The organism is Gordonia terrae (assembly GCF_001698225.1).
Lineage (GTDB): Bacteria > Actinomycetota > Actinomycetes > Mycobacteriales > Mycobacteriaceae > Gordonia > Gordonia terrae.
Genome location: NZ_CP016594.1, coordinates 5,299,513 through 5,314,757, shown reverse-complemented (window position 1 = coordinate 5,314,757; position 15,245 = coordinate 5,299,513). Strand labels below are relative to the sequence as shown.

15 protein-coding genes are annotated in these 15,245 nt (G+C 68.3%); 9 read left to right on the top strand and 6 right to left on the bottom strand.

All coding sequences use genetic code 11. From position 1 onward, the window contains the following. Window positions 1-17: 17 nt before the first annotated feature. The 3 genes from BCM27_RS23555 to BCM27_RS23545 all read right to left on the bottom strand — a co-directional run bounded on the left by BCM27_RS23555 (window position 18) and on the right by BCM27_RS23545 (window position 3,211). On the bottom strand, window positions 18-2,393 hold the full coding sequence (locus BCM27_RS23555) for an ATP-dependent DNA ligase (RefSeq protein WP_004020364.1): 2,376 nt from the start codon (window positions 2,391-2,393) through the stop codon (window positions 18-20). An 86-nt stretch (window positions 2,394-2,479) separates the two neighbouring features. Beyond that, a complete protein-coding gene (locus BCM27_RS23550; RefSeq protein ID WP_004020363.1) occupies window positions 2,480-2,893 on the bottom strand; it encodes a DUF5994 family protein in 414 nt (137 codons plus the stop codon). A gap of 36 nt (window positions 2,894-2,929) precedes the next feature. Further along, window positions 2,930-3,211 (bottom strand): hypothetical protein, encoded by a 282-nt coding sequence (locus BCM27_RS23545; RefSeq protein ID WP_231895911.1) that lies wholly within the window; start codon window positions 3,209-3,211, stop codon window positions 2,930-2,932. A gap of 337 nt (window positions 3,212-3,548) precedes the next feature. Between BCM27_RS23545 and ku the strand changes: the two genes are divergently transcribed. Together ku and BCM27_RS23535 are read left to right on the top strand one after the other, a co-directional pair. Continuing rightward, window positions 3,549-4,496 carry a non-homologous end joining protein Ku gene (gene ku, locus BCM27_RS23540; RefSeq protein WP_004020361.1) on the top strand — a complete coding sequence of 316 codons (948 nt, stop codon included), beginning with the start codon at window positions 3,549-3,551 and terminating at the stop codon, window positions 4,494-4,496. 58 nt (window positions 4,497-4,554) lie between these two features. Continuing rightward, complete coding sequence (locus BCM27_RS23535; protein WP_004020360.1) at window positions 4,555-5,886, top strand: MFS transporter; 1,332 nt, start codon at window positions 4,555-4,557, stop codon at window positions 5,884-5,886. Between the two features lie 33 nt (window positions 5,887-5,919). Here BCM27_RS23535 and BCM27_RS23530 read toward each other — a convergent pair whose 3' ends face one another. The 3 genes from BCM27_RS23530 to BCM27_RS23520 all read right to left on the bottom strand — a co-directional run bounded on the left by BCM27_RS23530 (window position 5,920) and on the right by BCM27_RS23520 (window position 8,571). Beyond that, on the bottom strand, window positions 5,920-6,459 hold the full coding sequence (locus BCM27_RS23530; protein ID WP_004020359.1) for a DoxX family protein: 540 nt from the start codon (window positions 6,457-6,459) through the stop codon (window positions 5,920-5,922). Between the two features lie 104 nt (window positions 6,460-6,563). Next, window positions 6,564-7,466 carry a LysR family transcriptional regulator ArgP gene (locus BCM27_RS23525; protein WP_033204252.1) on the bottom strand — a complete coding sequence of 301 codons (903 nt, stop codon included), beginning with the start codon at window positions 7,464-7,466 and terminating at the stop codon, window positions 6,564-6,566. Between the two features lie 58 nt (window positions 7,467-7,524). Beyond that, the gene (locus BCM27_RS23520) at window positions 7,525-8,571 is read right to left on the bottom strand and encodes a hypothetical protein (RefSeq protein ID WP_004020357.1); all 1,047 of its coding nucleotides are present in this window, start codon (window positions 8,569-8,571) and stop codon (window positions 7,525-7,527) included. A 94-nt stretch (window positions 8,572-8,665) separates the two neighbouring features. Between BCM27_RS23520 and BCM27_RS23515 the strand changes: the two genes are divergently transcribed. From BCM27_RS23515 to crtI, 7 genes are all read left to right on the top strand, one after another. Beyond that, window positions 8,666-9,298, top strand: a complete 633-nt coding sequence (locus tag BCM27_RS23515; RefSeq protein WP_004020356.1) for a TetR/AcrR family transcriptional regulator — start codon at window positions 8,666-8,668, stop codon at window positions 9,296-9,298. Between the two features lie 57 nt (window positions 9,299-9,355). After that, window positions 9,356-9,988 (top strand): LysE/ArgO family amino acid transporter, encoded by a 633-nt coding sequence (locus BCM27_RS23510; RefSeq protein WP_004020355.1) that lies wholly within the window; start codon window positions 9,356-9,358, stop codon window positions 9,986-9,988. Between the two features lie 116 nt (window positions 9,989-10,104). Further along, window positions 10,105-10,968 (top strand): YhjD/YihY/BrkB family envelope integrity protein, encoded by an 864-nt coding sequence (locus BCM27_RS23505; RefSeq protein WP_004020354.1) that lies wholly within the window; start codon window positions 10,105-10,107, stop codon window positions 10,966-10,968. After that, window positions 10,952-11,698, top strand: coding sequence for a CDP-alcohol phosphatidyltransferase family protein (locus tag BCM27_RS23500; RefSeq protein WP_004020353.1), 747 nt, complete (start codon window positions 10,952-10,954; stop codon window positions 11,696-11,698). The genes BCM27_RS23505 and BCM27_RS23500 overlap by 17 nt, the downstream gene beginning before the upstream one ends. A gap of 103 nt (window positions 11,699-11,801) precedes the next feature. After that, window positions 11,802-12,371 carry an isopentenyl-diphosphate Delta-isomerase gene (gene idi, locus BCM27_RS23495; RefSeq protein WP_004020352.1) on the top strand — a complete coding sequence of 190 codons (570 nt, stop codon included), beginning with the start codon at window positions 11,802-11,804 and terminating at the stop codon, window positions 12,369-12,371. Window positions 12,372-12,414: 43 nt separating this feature from the next. Beyond that, on the top strand, window positions 12,415-13,353 hold the full coding sequence (locus BCM27_RS23490) for a phytoene/squalene synthase family protein (protein ID WP_004020351.1): 939 nt from the start codon (window positions 12,415-12,417) through the stop codon (window positions 13,351-13,353). Next, window positions 13,350-14,957: a phytoene desaturase family protein gene (crtI, locus tag BCM27_RS23485; protein WP_004020350.1), complete on the top strand. Its 1,608-nt coding sequence runs from the start codon at window positions 13,350-13,352 to the stop codon at window positions 14,955-14,957. The genes BCM27_RS23490 and crtI overlap by 4 nt, the downstream gene beginning before the upstream one ends. Window positions 14,958-15,245: the final 288 nt, after the last annotated feature.

Here is a 15,245-nt window from a genome sequence, read left to right as displayed (position 1 = left end):
CCTGTCGTCGTCTCGGCTCAGAGGTCGCCGGGAAGTTTGTCCCGCCGGATCCCCCGCCAGCTGGGATGCCGCAGATGCCCGGCCGTCGTCCAGTCCATGAAACGGACCTCGCCGACGATCTTGGGCAGGACCCACACCGCGCTCGACGCGACGGGTCGGTCGAGTTTGTCGAGAAACGGCGACCGCGAGATCTCCAGCGGGCCGAGTTCCTCGGCGAGCGAACGCAGCTGCGCGTCGGTGAAACCGGTGCCGACGCGGCCGACGTAGCGCAATCCGGTCTCCTCGGGCAGACCGATCAGCAACGAGCCGATGGTGTGGGAGCGGTTGCCGCGCCCCGGTCGGAACCCGCCGACGACGACCTCGATGTCGCTCCAGTTCTTGTGTTTCAGCCACGTCGTCGACCGTCGCCCCTGCTGGTACACGGAGTTGCGACGTTTGGCGACAACGCCTTCCAGATTGTGTTCGCGGCTGTACTCGACGGCGGCCGAACCCGGACCGGGAAGCAGCGGCGGAACCTCGACGAAGGCTGAGTTGCGGAACGCGGGTGCCAGTTCCTCGAGCAGTTCACGGCGGACCGACCACGGTTTGCGCAGTAACGACGAGCCGTTGAGGAACAGGATGTCGAACAGGTGCAACCGGAGCGAGTACGGCTCGTCGGTGTGCCGGCGCGAGGTCAGGAGCGTGAAGTTGGTGCGGCCGGAGGAGTCGATCGCGACGACCTCACCGTCGAGTACCACGTCCATGAGCCCGAGATCGTCTGCGAGACCGGCGAGTTCGGGGAAGTCGGCGGTCATGTCGATACCGGATCGCGAGGTGAGCCGGAACTCGCCGCCGACCGAGCGGATGAGCAACCGGTATCCGTCCCACTTGCCCTCGAACGCCCAGTCGCGACCGTTGAGCCCGTCGATCGACTCATCGGTCGCCAGCATGGGGCGCGGGTCGGTGAGGCTGTCGGGGACGATCGGACGCGGCTCGTCGCTCATGAGGTGGGCCAGCCAGTTCTTCTCGCCGGTCCGGATCAACGCATACCGGCCCTGCGCCCGCTCGCCGTGGAGGCGGACGATGACCTCCTTGTCGCGCCACTTCTCGAGCTCGAATGTGCCCTTGTCCCAGATCGACACGTGACCGCCGCCGTACTCGCCCGCCGGGATGTCGCCTTCGAAGTCGGCGTAGTCCATCGGATGGTCCTCGGTCTGTACCGCGAGCCGGTTCTGATCGGGGTCGGTGGGCAGGTTCTTGGGTACGGCCCACGACACCAGGACCCCGTCGTGTTCGAGCCGGAAGTCGTAGTGCAATCGCCGGGCGTGATGTTCCTGGATCACGAAGATCGGCGCCCGGTCCGTCGTCGATTCAGCGGAGTCGGTTACTTCCGGGAGGCTTTCGGCTTCGATGCGCTGCCGGTGCACCTCGTCACCGAAGGGCTCGGGCGTCTTCGACTGGTCGCGTTTGCGACGGTATTCCTTCAGATTGATGACCTGGCCGGCCGACTGCGCCTGCTCGACGGTGGCCGCCGGCTCGTCGTCGTAGGGGTCGTCGAGACCGTCGAGAAGATCGCCGAACTCCTCGACGCGGTCCAGCACCTCGGTGTAGAGCAGTTGGGAGAGTCCGGGGTCCTCGATCTCCTCCCAGGTGCGCGGCGCGGCCACCCACGGCTGCTCGCGTCCGCGCATCGAGTATGGCGCGAGAGTGGTCTTGGCGGCGGTGTTCTGGCTCCAGTCGATGAAGACCTTGTCGTCGCGCAGCGATTTGGACATCTTGGCGGTGATGAAATCGCTGTGCTGACGGGCGAACTCGTTGGCGACCTCCTGAGCCACCTTGCGCGCCGCATCCGACGTCACGGGCTTCGGGAGCCGCGCATAGAGGTGGATGCCCTTGCCGCCGCTGGTCACCGGGTACGTCGTCGTCCCGCCGAGCCAGTTGCGGATCTCGCACGCCACCTCTGCGGTCCGGTGCAGCGGCACCCGTGGACCGGGATCGAGGTCGAAGACGATGCGGTTGGCCATGGGCGCGCCGTCGGGCCCCATGGGTAGCCGCCACTGCGGTGTGTGGATCTCGAGCACCGCCATCTGGGCGAGCCAGACCAGCGTGGCGCGATCGTCGGCCATCGCATAGGAGATGACCCGCTCGCTGTGCTGGATGCCGTGGCGTCGAATCCAGTCCGGTGCGCTGTCGGGGACATTCTTCTCGAAGAACGGCGTCGATTCGACGCCGCTGGGCCACCGTTTGCGGGTGATGAGGCGATTGCGGATGTGGGGGAGCAGGACGTCGGCGATACGCGAGTAGTAGTCGATGACCTCGAACTTGCGGGTTCCCGACGCCGGATAGAGCACCTTCGAGAGATTGGTGATCGAGATCCGGCGGCCGTCGACCTCCAGAGACTCGCCGCCTGCCATGCCGTCCATTGTCCACAAGTCGATCGGAGGGGTCGCACGCCGCCGGAATCAGCAGTCGCGCCGCTCGTCGGGCCGGCCGGCGCCGACTATCTCGGCTGACCGAGGAGCGCCGAGGCACTTCCGGTGCTGTGCCTGTGTGTGGCTCGCGTCATGATCTCGCGGGCGGTCCTCGGATCGGTGTCGGGCGGGATCACGGCGAGCGTGAGCGTGCTCGACGCACCGGTGAATCTGACGGTTGCCGGCGTCCAGACCGTGAACCCTTCCAGGCTGATCCGTTGTCCGTCGATCTCGATTCGGGTGGTGTCGGAGGTGTCCCAGTCGCGCACGGCGTAGCCGACGCGCTCGAACCGGTTCAGGTGTTCATCGATGTTCGGAGCGATCGCGCGTGTCTCGCGGGCGAGGTCTCGAGTGTGCGGCCACCACGCGCCGTCGACCGAGCCGCGGGCTGAGTCGGCGGGTTTGAACTGTATTCGCAACGAGGGGGAGGCGTCTGGAGTCATGAAGTCTTTCCTGGGATTGGTGTCCGGCCCGTGTCGTCATCGACGTGCGGTGTCTGCTTCCATCAGTACGTCCGAGAGAGTCCCGCCGCGTTCGGCCGCCAGGATCACGTGCTGCCAGATCTGTTCGGCGAACGACTTGGGGACGTCAGTCGCCAGAAGGATGACCGGGTGGGAGTCGTCATCGACAGTTGTCGTCCGCGAGTGGCGAGCCCGCCTCACGGCGCGTCGGGCGAACACATCCCCGACGGGGCGTCCGAGGGTCGGAGCGGTGGCGCGGGCGAACCACACATCCCATTCGGCCAGTGTGTCACCGACCACCTGCCGTGAATCCTCCTCCTGGATACCGGCGACGACTATGTCCGGTTGAGAAGAATGTCCCGGGCGCGCCCGGTGATAGTCCCGGGTGTGGCCGAACAGACGGCTCCGGGGCGCAGTGTCCAGAATTCGCGAGCTGTTGATCATCGGGCGACCGCCCTGCCTGGCCGCCGATATCAGGGAGGCCATTCGGCACCGGGGCGCTGGCAGAAGCCCACCAGATATGAGGTCCGATGCACATTCGAGCTTACACCCCTGAGTTCGCTGCTCATCCGGCATCGAAGGCGTCGATCGCAGTGTGCTGCAGCCATCTGACCCCAATCCCTGGCAGAATGGCCCCATGCGCTCGATCTGGAAGGGCGACCTCAGCTTTGGCCTGGTCAACGTGCCGGTCAAGGTCTATTCCGCGACCGAGAGTCACGACCGCAAGTCCTACCAGGTCGATTCGTCGGACGGCACCCGCATCCGGTACCGCCGTGTGCGCGAGGGCACCGACACCGAGGTCGACTACGGCGACATCGCCAACGCCTACGAATCCGAATCCGGCGAGACGGTGATCCTGACCAAGGACGACCTCGCCACGCTGCCGGTGCAGAAGAGCCCGGAGATCTCGATCCTGGAGTTCGTACCCGCCGAGCAGGTCGACCCGATCTACTTCGACAAGCCCTACTACCTCGAGCCGTCGTCGAAGTCGCCGAAGGCGTACGTCCTGCTGGCCAAGGCGCTGGAGGAGACGGATCGGCTCGCCATCGCCTCGTTCACCCTGCGCAACCGGACACGCGTGGCCGCGCTGCGGGTGGTCGACGGTGTGATGACGTTGCAGACGCTGCTGTGGCCCGACGAGGTCCGCAAACCCGACTTCGGGTTTCTGGACGACGACACCGAGATCCGCGACCAGGAACTGCAGATGGCAGCGTCTCTGATCGAGTCGATGGCCTCGGACTACGACCCGTCGGAATTCGAGGACACCTATCAGAACGAGCTGACCAAGCTCATCGAGGCGAAGTCCGAGGGCGGCGAGGCGTTCCCCGAGACCGACGACGAAGACAACGACACCGAGGACTCCGACGTCGCCGATCTCCTCGCCGCGCTGCGGGCGTCGGTGAAGGACCGCGGGGAGCCGGACTCCGAGGACAAGCCGGCCGAGAAGACAACGGCGAAGAAGGCACCGGCCAAGAAAGCCGCTGCCAAGAAGGCGCCGGTGAAGAAGGCGGCGGCCAAGAAAACGGCAACCAAGTCGACTGCCAAGAAGGCGCCCGCCAAGAAGTCGTCGCGCAAGGCGAGCTGAGCTCCGGCGCCGGAGAAATCGGTGGCGTCTCGACGCCGGGTTCGGGCAAGCTCGAAGGGTGAAATCCGCCGCTGACTCCCGTCTGCCCCGCGCGCTGCTGCCGTTCGCGCGCCGGCAGTATCGGTTGCTCGCGTCCGGACTGATCCTCGCCATGTTCGCCGACGGCGTGTGGACGATCGCGGTGATCTGGCAGGTGATCGCGCTCGGGGGTGGGCCGGGTCAGGTGTCTCTGGCCACCGGCGTGGCCGCGGTGGGAATGCTGTTCTCCACACTGGCCGGTGGGGTGCTCGCCGATCGGATCTCGCAGCGCCACATCATGATCGGACTCGAGGTCGCGAAGATGGTCGCGTTCGGCGCGATCGGGCTGGCGTCGATTGCGGGCGTGCTGCAGCTCTGGCACGTGGTGCTGGCCTCGCTGCTGGGCGGCATCACCACCGGGATGTATTACCCCGCCTATTCGGCGCTGCTCCCCGGGATCGTGGCGCCGGCGGAGCTGCAGGCCGCCAACGGAATCGAGGGCTTCTTCCGCCCGGTCGTCTTCCAGGCGGTCGGGCCCATGGTCGCCGGCGCGGTCATCGGCGCGTGGGCGCCGGGACCCGCGGTGCTGATGGCGGCGGTCGCCGCGATCCTGTCGAGTGTCTGCTATCTGGCGATGGCTCCGGTCGCCGCGCGCCGCTTCGGCGAGACGGCCGAGGACGAACCGGAGGTGATCGAAGGTGCGGGTGCCCGACGGATCGTCGGCGATCTGGCCGAGGGGTTCGTCTACATGGCCCGGACACCGTGGCTGTGGGGCACGCTGCTCTTCGCATGTGTTCTGGTGCTGGCGACGCTCGGTCCGATCGAGGTGCTCGTCCCGTTCGCCTTGCGTGAACGCGTCGACGGCGGCGCCACCCAGCACGCCTGGGTACTCGCCGGATTCGGGCTCGGCGCGGCCGCGGCGTCACTCGTCTTCGCCTCGATCCCGATGCCGCGGCGGTACCTGACCGTCATGTTCTCGCTCTGGGCGTTCTCCAGCCTCCCGCTCGTTCTGATGGGTCTCGCCGATTCGACGTGGATGTTCATCGCCGCCGGTGTGACCATGGGCATCCTGTTCGACGGCCCGATGGTGCTGTGGGGGACGCTGTTACAGCGTCGGGTGCCGCCGGCGCTGTTGGGCCGCATCGCCAGTCTCGACTTCTTCGTGTCGGTCGCGCTGATGCCGGTGTCGATGGCGATCGCCGCGCCGGTGTCGTCGGCGATCGGCCTGACCGCGACATTCGTGCTGGCCGGGTTGCTCCCGGTCCCGATCGCGTGGGCGTTCTACGTTGCGGCCCGCATGTGGCGCGACGAGATCGAGAACCCGCTCGTCGACGATGCGCATCCGAAGCTGGTCACACCGGCACACTCGTAGTGGAGTGTGCCGGTGTGACCTATAGGTCTCTGACTACGCCTGCGCCGTGTCGCCCGCTGCCTGCGTCGCCGGGCGCCTGCGCCGGAGTACGACGGCGGCGGTCACCAGCGCCGCAGCGAGTGCCGCGACACCGTATCGCTCGTGGTCGTAGCGGTGTCCGATCGCTTCGTCGATCGAATAGCGGCCGGGGCCGGTCAGCGTCAGCGCGGCTGATGCGACTCCGAGCACCGCGGGGAGTTCGAGTCCGCCGTTCTGCGCGAAAAAGCCATTGGGACGGTGGACGTCGGACGCGGCCAGCATGGCCGCCGCACCGGCGGCCGACGCGACGCGCGTGCCGGCGCCGACGGCGATCAGCCCACCGGCAGCCTCGCTGACGCCGGCGGTGACGGCGGACAGCTTCGCGGGCGTGAAGCCCATCTGCTGCATCCCGGCTGCGGTCTGCTCGAGGCCCGGTCCGCCGAACCATCCAGTCAGTTTCTGGGCGCCATGGGCGAACAGCGTGGCACCGACCGCCACGCGTAGGGTCAGCAACCCGGCATCGAGCGCCTTGCCGGAAGTCCGTCGTCGTGTCATCGGGGGTCCTCTCGTCGTCGGATGCGGCGAAATCGTACCGCGGTCCGTTTACAGTCAAGGGTCAGACGGCCGAGGTGTCAAACGAGCATCGGCACCGGACCGACCTAGAGGACGCTCGCCGCGCCCTCGACGACACTCGCCGTCAGTGCTTGCAGCAGCGGGGAGCTCAGCTTCCAGTACTGCCAGTACAGCGGGACGTCGATGTGGTGGTCGGCGATGAGGCGGACACGGCCGCTGTCGAGGGCGTCGGCGATCTGGACGACCGGGACCGCGCCCCATCCGATCCCGAGGGTGACGGCCCGGTGGTACTCGGTCGACGCCGGGATGTAGACCGCGGGCGGGTCGACGGGCCGGCCGGCGAGGGCCGCCGAGATGTTCCGCTGGATGTGGTCATTGCGGTCGAACTGGACCATCGGGGCGCGGGCCAGCGCGTCGGCGTCGGGTCCGTCGGGCAGCCAGAGGTCGATGAACTCCGGAGTGGCCACCGGCAGGTAGCGCATCGTGCCGAGAGACTGCAGTGCGCACCCACGGATCGCAAGGGGTTCCGAGGTCACGGCAGCGAGTACATCGCCGGTGCGGAGCAGGGTGCTGCTGCGGGTCTCGTCGTCGCGGAAGACCTCGAGCGCCACCGCGTGCTCGCGGTGGAAACGCGCCAGGACCGGCAGCAGCCAGGTGGCGAGCGAGTCGGCGTTGGTGGCGATGGGCAGGTGGATGCGTGGGCGGTCGACCAGCGGCAGGTCGTCGTCAGGGGCGCCGACGAACTCGGCCCGCGTCTCGGCGAGCAGCAGTTCCCACTGCTTGGCGAGTCGGACCAGGACCTCGCCGTCCGGTGTGGCCGTTGCCGGCTTGGTCCGCCGGAGCAGGACCCGGCCGACGGCGGACTCGAGCGCCTTGATCCGCTGGCTCACCGCCGACGGGGTGATGTGCAGGGCGGTGGCGGCCGCGTCGAACGTGCCCTCGCGGAGCACCGCGGCCAGCGTGCGCAGGCCCTCCTGGCTGATGTCCACGAGCCGAGGGTAGTGGTGTGTCTCGCCGAACAGGCGAGACACACCACCGGCCACCGGATCAGGCGGCTACCGCGCCACCCGGGGCGTCGGCGCGCCGGGCCCGAACCGTACCGAGTGCGAGCAGTCCGGCGCCGACGGCAACCCACCCGGCGAGGACGGCGACCGTCCCGGCGATGCCGGCCGCCGGGAAGTACGCGACCGAACGGAGCAGCGTGCCACCGGCGCCGGGCGGCAACCACTGGCCGATCGTCCCCCACGGGGCGGGCAGCAGGTACGGAGACGACGCCAGCCCGGACAACGGGTTCGAGATCAGCACCATCACCAGCGCGGACACCCCGACCCCCGCGGTGCCCAGCAGACTCCCCGCGCCGACGGTGAACCACGTGATCGCCCCGATCATCAGGGCCGCGGCGAGACCGACGGTACTGATTCCGCCGTCGATGACACCCAGCCACGACCACGTCGCCGCGAAACCGAGCCCGGCCACGAGCGGGCCCAGGACGGCCAACGTCACCTGCATCGCGACCCGTCCCCGCAACCCGACCGCAGCCGCTCCGCCGAGCGCCATGCCGGCGATCAGCAATGGCAGCAGGCCGGCGGCGAAACCCGTTCCGCGCGAGTCGGTCTCGGGAGTGGGGACCACCGAATCGACGGTGACCGGCAGGCCCTGGGCGGTGGCGATGCCGTTCCCGACCCCGGCGACGACCTGGGCAAGCACGGGCGACCCCGCCTCGGCGGTCAGGACCGTGACCCCGTCGGGTCCCACCGCGATCGCGCCCACGAGGTCGCGTCGTTCGATCGCCGCTCGGGCGGCGTCGGCGTCGGTGAACCGTTCGACGACGAAGGCGTCGGCGCCGGCCCGTTCGGCGAGTGCCGACTCGATCGCCGTCGCGGCGGGCGGTGGTGCGACGAGACCCAGCGGAGCCTGGTGCGGTTCGGGATCGACGGCCAGCGACACGAACATCGCGGCGATCGCGACCACGAGGGTCGGGATTCCGACGATCATCGCGGCCACGAGCCGCCAGCCCGGTGCGTGGCCGGCACCGGACGGCCCGGCGGGCTTCGCGGCGGGTCGTGTGTCTGTCGTGGTGAGATCGGTACTCATCGGTCCTCCCAAAAAGAACGAGCCTTCGTTTTAAGAAAGTATGCGCCGCGGGGACCGCAGAATCAAGAACGAGTATTCGTTTTAGACTGTCCGCATGCCGAAGATCAGCGACGACCGCAAGCTCGAACGAAGTCGGCAGATTCTCGACGCCGCGCGCCGCTGCTTCGCGGAGAAGGGGTTCCATCGCGCGTCGATGTCCGATGTCATCCGGGAGTCCGGGCTCAGCGCGGGGGCCGTGTACTCGTACTACTCCTCGAAAGAAGAACTGATCGCCGCAGTGGCGCGGTCGATGTTCGTGGCCTACGAGGCGGGGATCAGCAGCTTCGACGAACCGGGGGTCCATCCCGCGTCGCCCGAGGCGGCGGTCCGGACGCTGGCCGAACGCATCCTGCTCGAGATCGCCCCGCTGACCGACGGTTTCCGGATGGTCCTCACGGTCTGGGGCGAGGCGGCGAACAATCCGGCCCTGCGCGAGACGGTGGGCGACATCGTCCGTGGTCTGCGCGGGGCCTTCGAACGTGTCCTGACCGAGTGGCAGGGCGCGGGGCACGAACTCCCCGCCGAACCGGTGGTGCTCGCGCAGGTCATGGTCTCGGTCATGCAGGGGGTGGTGGTGCAGCAGGGTCTTGTCGGTGACCTCGACGTCGAGGACTACATCGAGGCGTTCTGTTCGGTGCTCCGTGGCCTCGGACTGGCCGACTCGGATCATAATCTGAAGTTCGATTGATGATTCGTCAAATTCTTTCGTTGGACTGATTCCCGAGTCGCTCTTAACGTCGTCCCGGTGACCGCCTATCTCGTCCCCGCACTGGCCGGATTGCTCACCGGCGCCGGCCTGATCATCGCCATCGGACCTCAGAACGTCTTCGTGCTCCGCCAGGGCGTCGCGCGCCGGCACACCGCGCCGATCGTGGCGGTCTGCGCGGTCTCCGACATCGTCCTCATCGTCGCGGGCGTCGCCGGGCTCGGCGCGGTGGTCGCCTCGCATCCGGACGTGGTCACGTTCGCGAAGGTCGCCGGCGGACTCTATGTCGGGGCGCTGGGTGTGCTGGCCGCCAGGCGTTGTCTGCGCAGCAACGAGGTCATCGCGGCGGACGGCACCCGGGCCGACGGGAGTGGCGAATCCACCGGGCGTTGGGTCGCGGTGGGCACGGCCCTGGCCCTGACCTGGCTGAACCCGCACGTGTACCTCGACACCGTCATCACCATGGGCGCCATCGCCAACGGACACGGAAACGGCAAGTGGGCATTCGCTTTCGGAGCGTGCATCGCGAGCGTCCTGTGGTTCACCGCGCTGGGCGGCGGGGCGCGCAGGCTGTCGGGGTTCTTCGCAAGCCCGCGGGCGTGGAAGGTGCTCGACGCGGTCGTCGCGGTCATCATGCTGGGGATGGCGGTTGCCCTTTTCGCGTCGATCTGAGACGGATCGGGGTCGTCCGGACCCGTCCCGAGGACTCCGACGGCACCCCGCTGCAGCGCACGCGGGGTGTTTTCGGGTATCCCGGAAGGGTGACAGCGCGCCGATCGGCCCCGACTGTGACTCGTGAGACCACGCTCCGCGAGCCCACGAAGACGTTCGACGTGCGTGCATTGCTGTCGGATGTGCGGCAGACGCTGGGTCGCGGGGATCTCGCCGCGGCCGCCGCGACGCTGACCTACTTCGCCGCGATCGCGGTCGTCCCCTGGGCGCTGCTCGGGATCTGGTCGACGACCTGGCTGGGCAGCCCCACCGCCGAGTCGCTGTCGGAGCTGCGCGTGCTCATCCCGCCGGCGATGGGCGGGCGCGGTGTCTTCGACGAGGCCGTCGTGATCGGCTCCGGGCTGTCGCTGATGAGCGCCGTCGTCCTCCTGTTCCCGGCGTCGTTCTACGGCGAGGGTCTCCGTCGCGCGTGCATGATGCTGTATCCGCGCGATGACCGGTTCACGGGATGGCGCTCGCGGATCTGGGTGCTGGGACTCGTGGTCGTGGTGCCGCCGCTGACCTACATCGTCATCGGTGTCGCGGGCACGCTCACCACGCTGGCGCCCGACGGTGGCGGAACGGGCGGCTTCGGCGATCTGGTGGTCCGGATCGTGGTGGAGTTCATCGTCGTCTGGCTGACGGTCACGGTCGCACTGACCTGGGTGTACTGGCGGGTGACGCCCGGTGAGCCGACGTTGGGGGTCGCGGCGGCGACCGCGCTCGGGACCGCGTCGTTCATCGCCGGCTTCTTCCAGGGCTTTCTGCTGTTCCTGTCGCTGCCGATCGATGTCGGGATCCCGTACGGGGGGCTCCGCGTGATCGGCGGGGTGGTGGCGGTCGGGCTGTGGCTCTACGTCGCGCATGTCATCGTCATCGTCGGATGGGCGGTCGGACAGGCGATCTCGAAGCAGAGGAGGGACCGTGTCCGCGGAGCCTGAGCACCTCGCGTCGTCGTCGTCGGCGCGGGCAGCGGAGCAAACGGACCGGGCGAGTGCCCGGGACGAGGCGCTCGACTCCTGGTCGAGACTCCACGGCGGTATGGATCCGCGTCAGATCCCGTGGGTGCGCGGCTGGGTGCTGATCAGTCACGGGTGCGCACGACCGCTCGTGCGCCTCGGCGTCACCGCCAACACGGTCACTGTCCTCGGCGTGGTCGCCACCGCGGTCGCACTGTGCGTGACGATGCTCGGCGGATGGTGGCCCGCCGTGGCCGCGTTGGTCATTCTCGTCGCCGCCCTGCTCGACGGGATCGACGGCGCGATCGCGGCGCAGACCCGCACCGCGTCGAGGTGGGGCCGGATCAACGACGCCGTCGCCGACCGATGCTCCGACGTCATGCTGATCGGCATCCTCGTCGTGGTGGGAGCGCCGTCGTGGCTCGGCATCTCGATCGTCGTGCTGACCCTCATCCTCGAGACGACACGTGCCACGGCACAGGCGGTCGGGATGACCGGGCCGGGTGCCGTCACCGTGTGGGAGCGGCCGTCCCGGGTGATACTGGCGGTCATCGCCGCGCTGTGTTCGACCTGGTGGTGGGCGGCCGCTCTGGCATCCGACACCACGGCGACGCTGGCCGCCGTCATCGCCGCCGTCGGCGCAGTGCTGGCGGTGGTGGGGACGATCCAATTGGGAATCGCGGTCCGGAGGCAGACCCGACGTCTCGGGTGAGTCGCCGGTGACGCGCGGCTCCCCATCCGGATCGGGCCACGGTGACGAACAATGGGACGAGTAACTCCCCCCGCCCGATCTCGATGCGATGAGGAAATCTTCGATGACCAACGACTCGGTGGTTCTCGCCGACGCCGACGGCCGCCCGTGCGGCACCGCCGACCGCGAGGGGGTGCACGGGTTCGACACCCCGTTGCACTTCGCCTTCTCCTGCCACCTGGTCGTCGACGGTCGGATCCTCATGACGCGGCGGGCGCTGTCCAAGCGCAGCTGGCCCGGGGTCTGGACCAACTCGTTCTGCGGTCATCCACGTCCCGATGAGGACGTCGCCGACGCGGTGCATCGCTACGCCCGGCGCGAACTCGGTATCGACGTCGCCGATGTCCGTTGCATCCTGCCCGACTTCCGGTACCGGGCGGTCGACGCGAGCGGCATCGTCGAGAACGAGATCTGCCCGGTGTTCGTCGCGCGACCGCTGGGGGAGTTGCGACCGGAGCCGGACGAGGTCGCCGAACACGTCTGGGCCGAGATCGCCGATGTGTGGGCGCTCGTCGAGCGCACGCCGTGGGCGGTCAGCCCGTGGTTCGTCGAACAGGTGCGACAGTTGCCGGCGCGCGACCACGGTTCGGTCTACGAGACCCATCCGGTGATGTCCCGGGCGTCGAATTCATGACGTCAGGCAAACCAGTCCAGTCACCAGGTCGAGGAGCGGTCGGATGATGCACCTTCCCGGTCACACGCAGGTGGTCCCACCACACCGGCGATACGACGAGGTCGCGGAGGCCTGCGCGGCGATGGTGATCAGGTCGTACTCCAGTTCGTTCGGTCTGGCGTCGCGATTGCTCCCGCCGCGGATACGCCGTGACATCCAGAACATCTACGCGCTGGTCCGCGTCGCCGACGAGATCGTGGACGCCCCGCGCCCCGAGCAGGGTCTCGTCGACCGCAGCAACGAGCTCGACCAGCTCGAGGAGCAGACCAGCGTCGCGCTGGTCACCGGGTCGAGCAGCAATCTCGTCGTGCACGCCTTCGCCCAGACGGCCCGCCGCGTCGGCATCGACCTCGACCTGGTGGGCCCGTTCTTCGATTCGATGCGCAGCGACCTGACCCAGGTCCAGCATGATTTCGACTCACTGGCCACCTACATCTACGGCTCCGCCGAGGTGGTCGGTCTGATGTGCCTGCGGGCGTTCCTCGCCGATGAGCCCAAGTCCGCTGCGCAGTACGACCATCTGGCTCCCGGCGCCCAGCGACTGGGTGCGGCCTTCCAGAAGATCAACTTCCTGCGCGACTTCGGCGAGGACAGCGACGGACTGGGCAGGCGCTATCTGGTGGGCCTCGATCCCGACGATCCGGCGGACGCCGCCTGGGCGCTCTGGCTGGACGACATCGACCTCGACCTCACCGCCGCCGCGGCCGCCATTCCACACCTGCCCGCGGGTAGCCGCGTCGCGGTGTGTACCGCGCACGACCTGTTCGCCGAACTGACCGCTCGTCTTCGCGAGTCGTCGGCCACCGAGGCCCGCCGCACCCGCGTCCGGGTCCCGAACGCGGGCAAGGCGAAGATCGCGGCGGCCGCCGTCGCCCGACGCGGCATGCCGCGAACCCCACGTGCCGACGCCGTCGGCCTGTACAGGAGAAAGACCAACGTATGAGCGAGTCCCGACGCGTCGTCGTCATCGGTGGCGGAGTCGCCGGATTGGCCACCGCCGCCCTTCTCGCCCATGACGGGCATGACGTCGAACTCGTCGAGAAGAACGACGAACTCGGTGGTCGCGCGGGCTCCTGGGATCGCGACGGGTTCCGCTTCGACACCGGGCCGTCGTGGTGGTTGATGCCCGAGGTCTTCGATCACTTCTTCGAGATGCTCGGGACGTCGACGGCCGAGCAACTCGATCTCGTCCGCCTCGACCCCGGATACCGGGTGTTCTTCGGGGACAGTGCGGATTCCGACGAGAAGCCGATCGACGTCTTCGGCGACCGCGAACGCAACCGCGCACTGTTCGAGGAGATCGAACCGGGTGCGGGAGCCGCGCTCGACAGTTACCTGCAGACCGGCCGGCAGGCGTATGACCTTGCCGTGGAACGTTTTCTGTACACCAGCTTCGATTCTCCCCGCGCCTTTCTCGGCCTGCCGGTGTTGCGACACGCGAAGACCCTCGTCACCTTGCTGACGACGTCGTTGCAGTCCTACATCGCCGCGCGGTTCACCGATCGCAGATTGCAGCAGGTTCTCGGGTATCCGGCGGTGTTCCTCGGCTCCTCGCCCGAGCGCACCCCCGCGATGTACCACCTGATGAGCTGGCTCGATCTGGCCGACGGCGTGCGATACCCCAACGGCGGTTTCACCACCCTGGTCGACGCGCTGGAGCGAGTCGCCCGTGAACGCGGCGTTCGGATCTCGACGGGAACGGCTGCGACTGCTGTCCTGACGCGTCAGCGCCAGGGAACGCGATTCGCCCGATGGCGCCGTCGCGCCGAGGTGGCCGGGGTTCACGTCGAGGACGCTGCCGGTGCTTCGCGAGATCTGGTCGCTGACATCGTGATCGGTGCCACCGATCTCCATCACCTCGAGACGCGGCTGCTGCCTCGCGAGTTGCAGACCTTCCCCGAACGCTACTGGGATCGAGCCACTTCCGGTCCGGGAGCGGTGCTCGCACTGCTCGGCGTCCGCGGTGAGGTGCCCGAGTTGGCGCATCATTCGCTGTTCTTCACCGACGACTGGAAGACCAACTTCGACGCCATCTTCGAGAGCCCCACGCGCGTCCCGGATCCGGCATCGCTGTACGTGTGCAAGCCGTCGGCCACCGATTCCTCGGTCGCGCCGTCGGATTCGGAGAATCTCTTCATCCTGGTGCCGGTCCCGCCCGATCCGGGACTCGGTCACGGCGGTGTGGACGGCGGCGGCGACCCCGACATCGAGAAGGTGACCGACCGCGCCATCGCGATGATCGGACAGTGGGCGGGCGTCCCCGACCTCGCCGAGCGTGTCGTCGTCCGACGCACCATCGGCCCCGCCGACTTCGTGGATTCGGTCAACTCGTGGTGCGGCGGCGCTCTCGGTCCGGCACACACGCTGCGCCAGAGCGCGTTCCTGCGTTCGACGAACCGGTCACGCAAGGTCGACGGGCTTCTCTACGCGGGGTCGAGCACGCGTCCCGGCATCGGTCTGCCGATGTGTCTGATCAGCGCCGAACTCATCCGCAAGAAGCTCCGCGGCGACCGGTCGGTCGGGCCGATGCCTGTCGTGAAGCGCTGACCTGCGAGAACAGGTAGCGTTTCTGGGGGTTTGATATCCCGGTCACCCGGGTACTGGCGCGTGACAGTGCTCACAGCGCGAGAGGTTCGGGTGACATGGAGAAGACACGTACGGGTTCCTGGTGGCGCGCCCCGCGGTGGACGTGGTCGCGCCGGGACCTCACCCCTGAAGAACGACGGAATCTGCAGGCCTGTCGTGTGCCGGTGGCTGTTGTGACCGCCTCCCTGGGCGGACATGCGTACACCTATCGCGATAGGTGACCTGAGCAGACGTCCGGATCGGGGTGAC

Coding starts and splice junctions, on each gene's coding strand:
- BCM27_RS23555 (WP_004020364.1), bottom strand. CDS start 2,393: ATGGCAGGCGGCGAGTCTCTGGAGGTCGACGGCCGCCGGATCTCGATC.
- BCM27_RS23550 (WP_004020363.1), bottom strand. CDS start 2,893: ATGACTCCAGACGCCTCCCCCTCGTTGCGAATACAGTTCAAACCCGCC.
- ku (WP_004020361.1), top strand. CDS start 3,549: ATGCGCTCGATCTGGAAGGGCGACCTCAGCTTTGGCCTGGTCAACGTG.
- BCM27_RS23530 (WP_004020359.1), bottom strand. CDS start 6,459: ATGACACGACGACGGACTTCCGGCAAGGCGCTCGATGCCGGGTTGCTG.
- BCM27_RS23520 (WP_004020357.1), bottom strand. CDS start 8,571: ATGAGTACCGATCTCACCACGACAGACACACGACCCGCCGCGAAGCCC.
- BCM27_RS23515 (WP_004020356.1), top strand. CDS start 8,666: ATGCCGAAGATCAGCGACGACCGCAAGCTCGAACGAAGTCGGCAGATT.
- idi (WP_004020352.1), top strand. CDS start 11,802: ATGACCAACGACTCGGTGGTTCTCGCCGACGCCGACGGCCGCCCGTGC.
- BCM27_RS23490 (WP_004020351.1), top strand. CDS start 12,415: ATGATGCACCTTCCCGGTCACACGCAGGTGGTCCCACCACACCGGCGA.
- crtI (WP_004020350.1), top strand. CDS start 13,350: ATGAGCGAGTCCCGACGCGTCGTCGTCATCGGTGGCGGAGTCGCCGGA.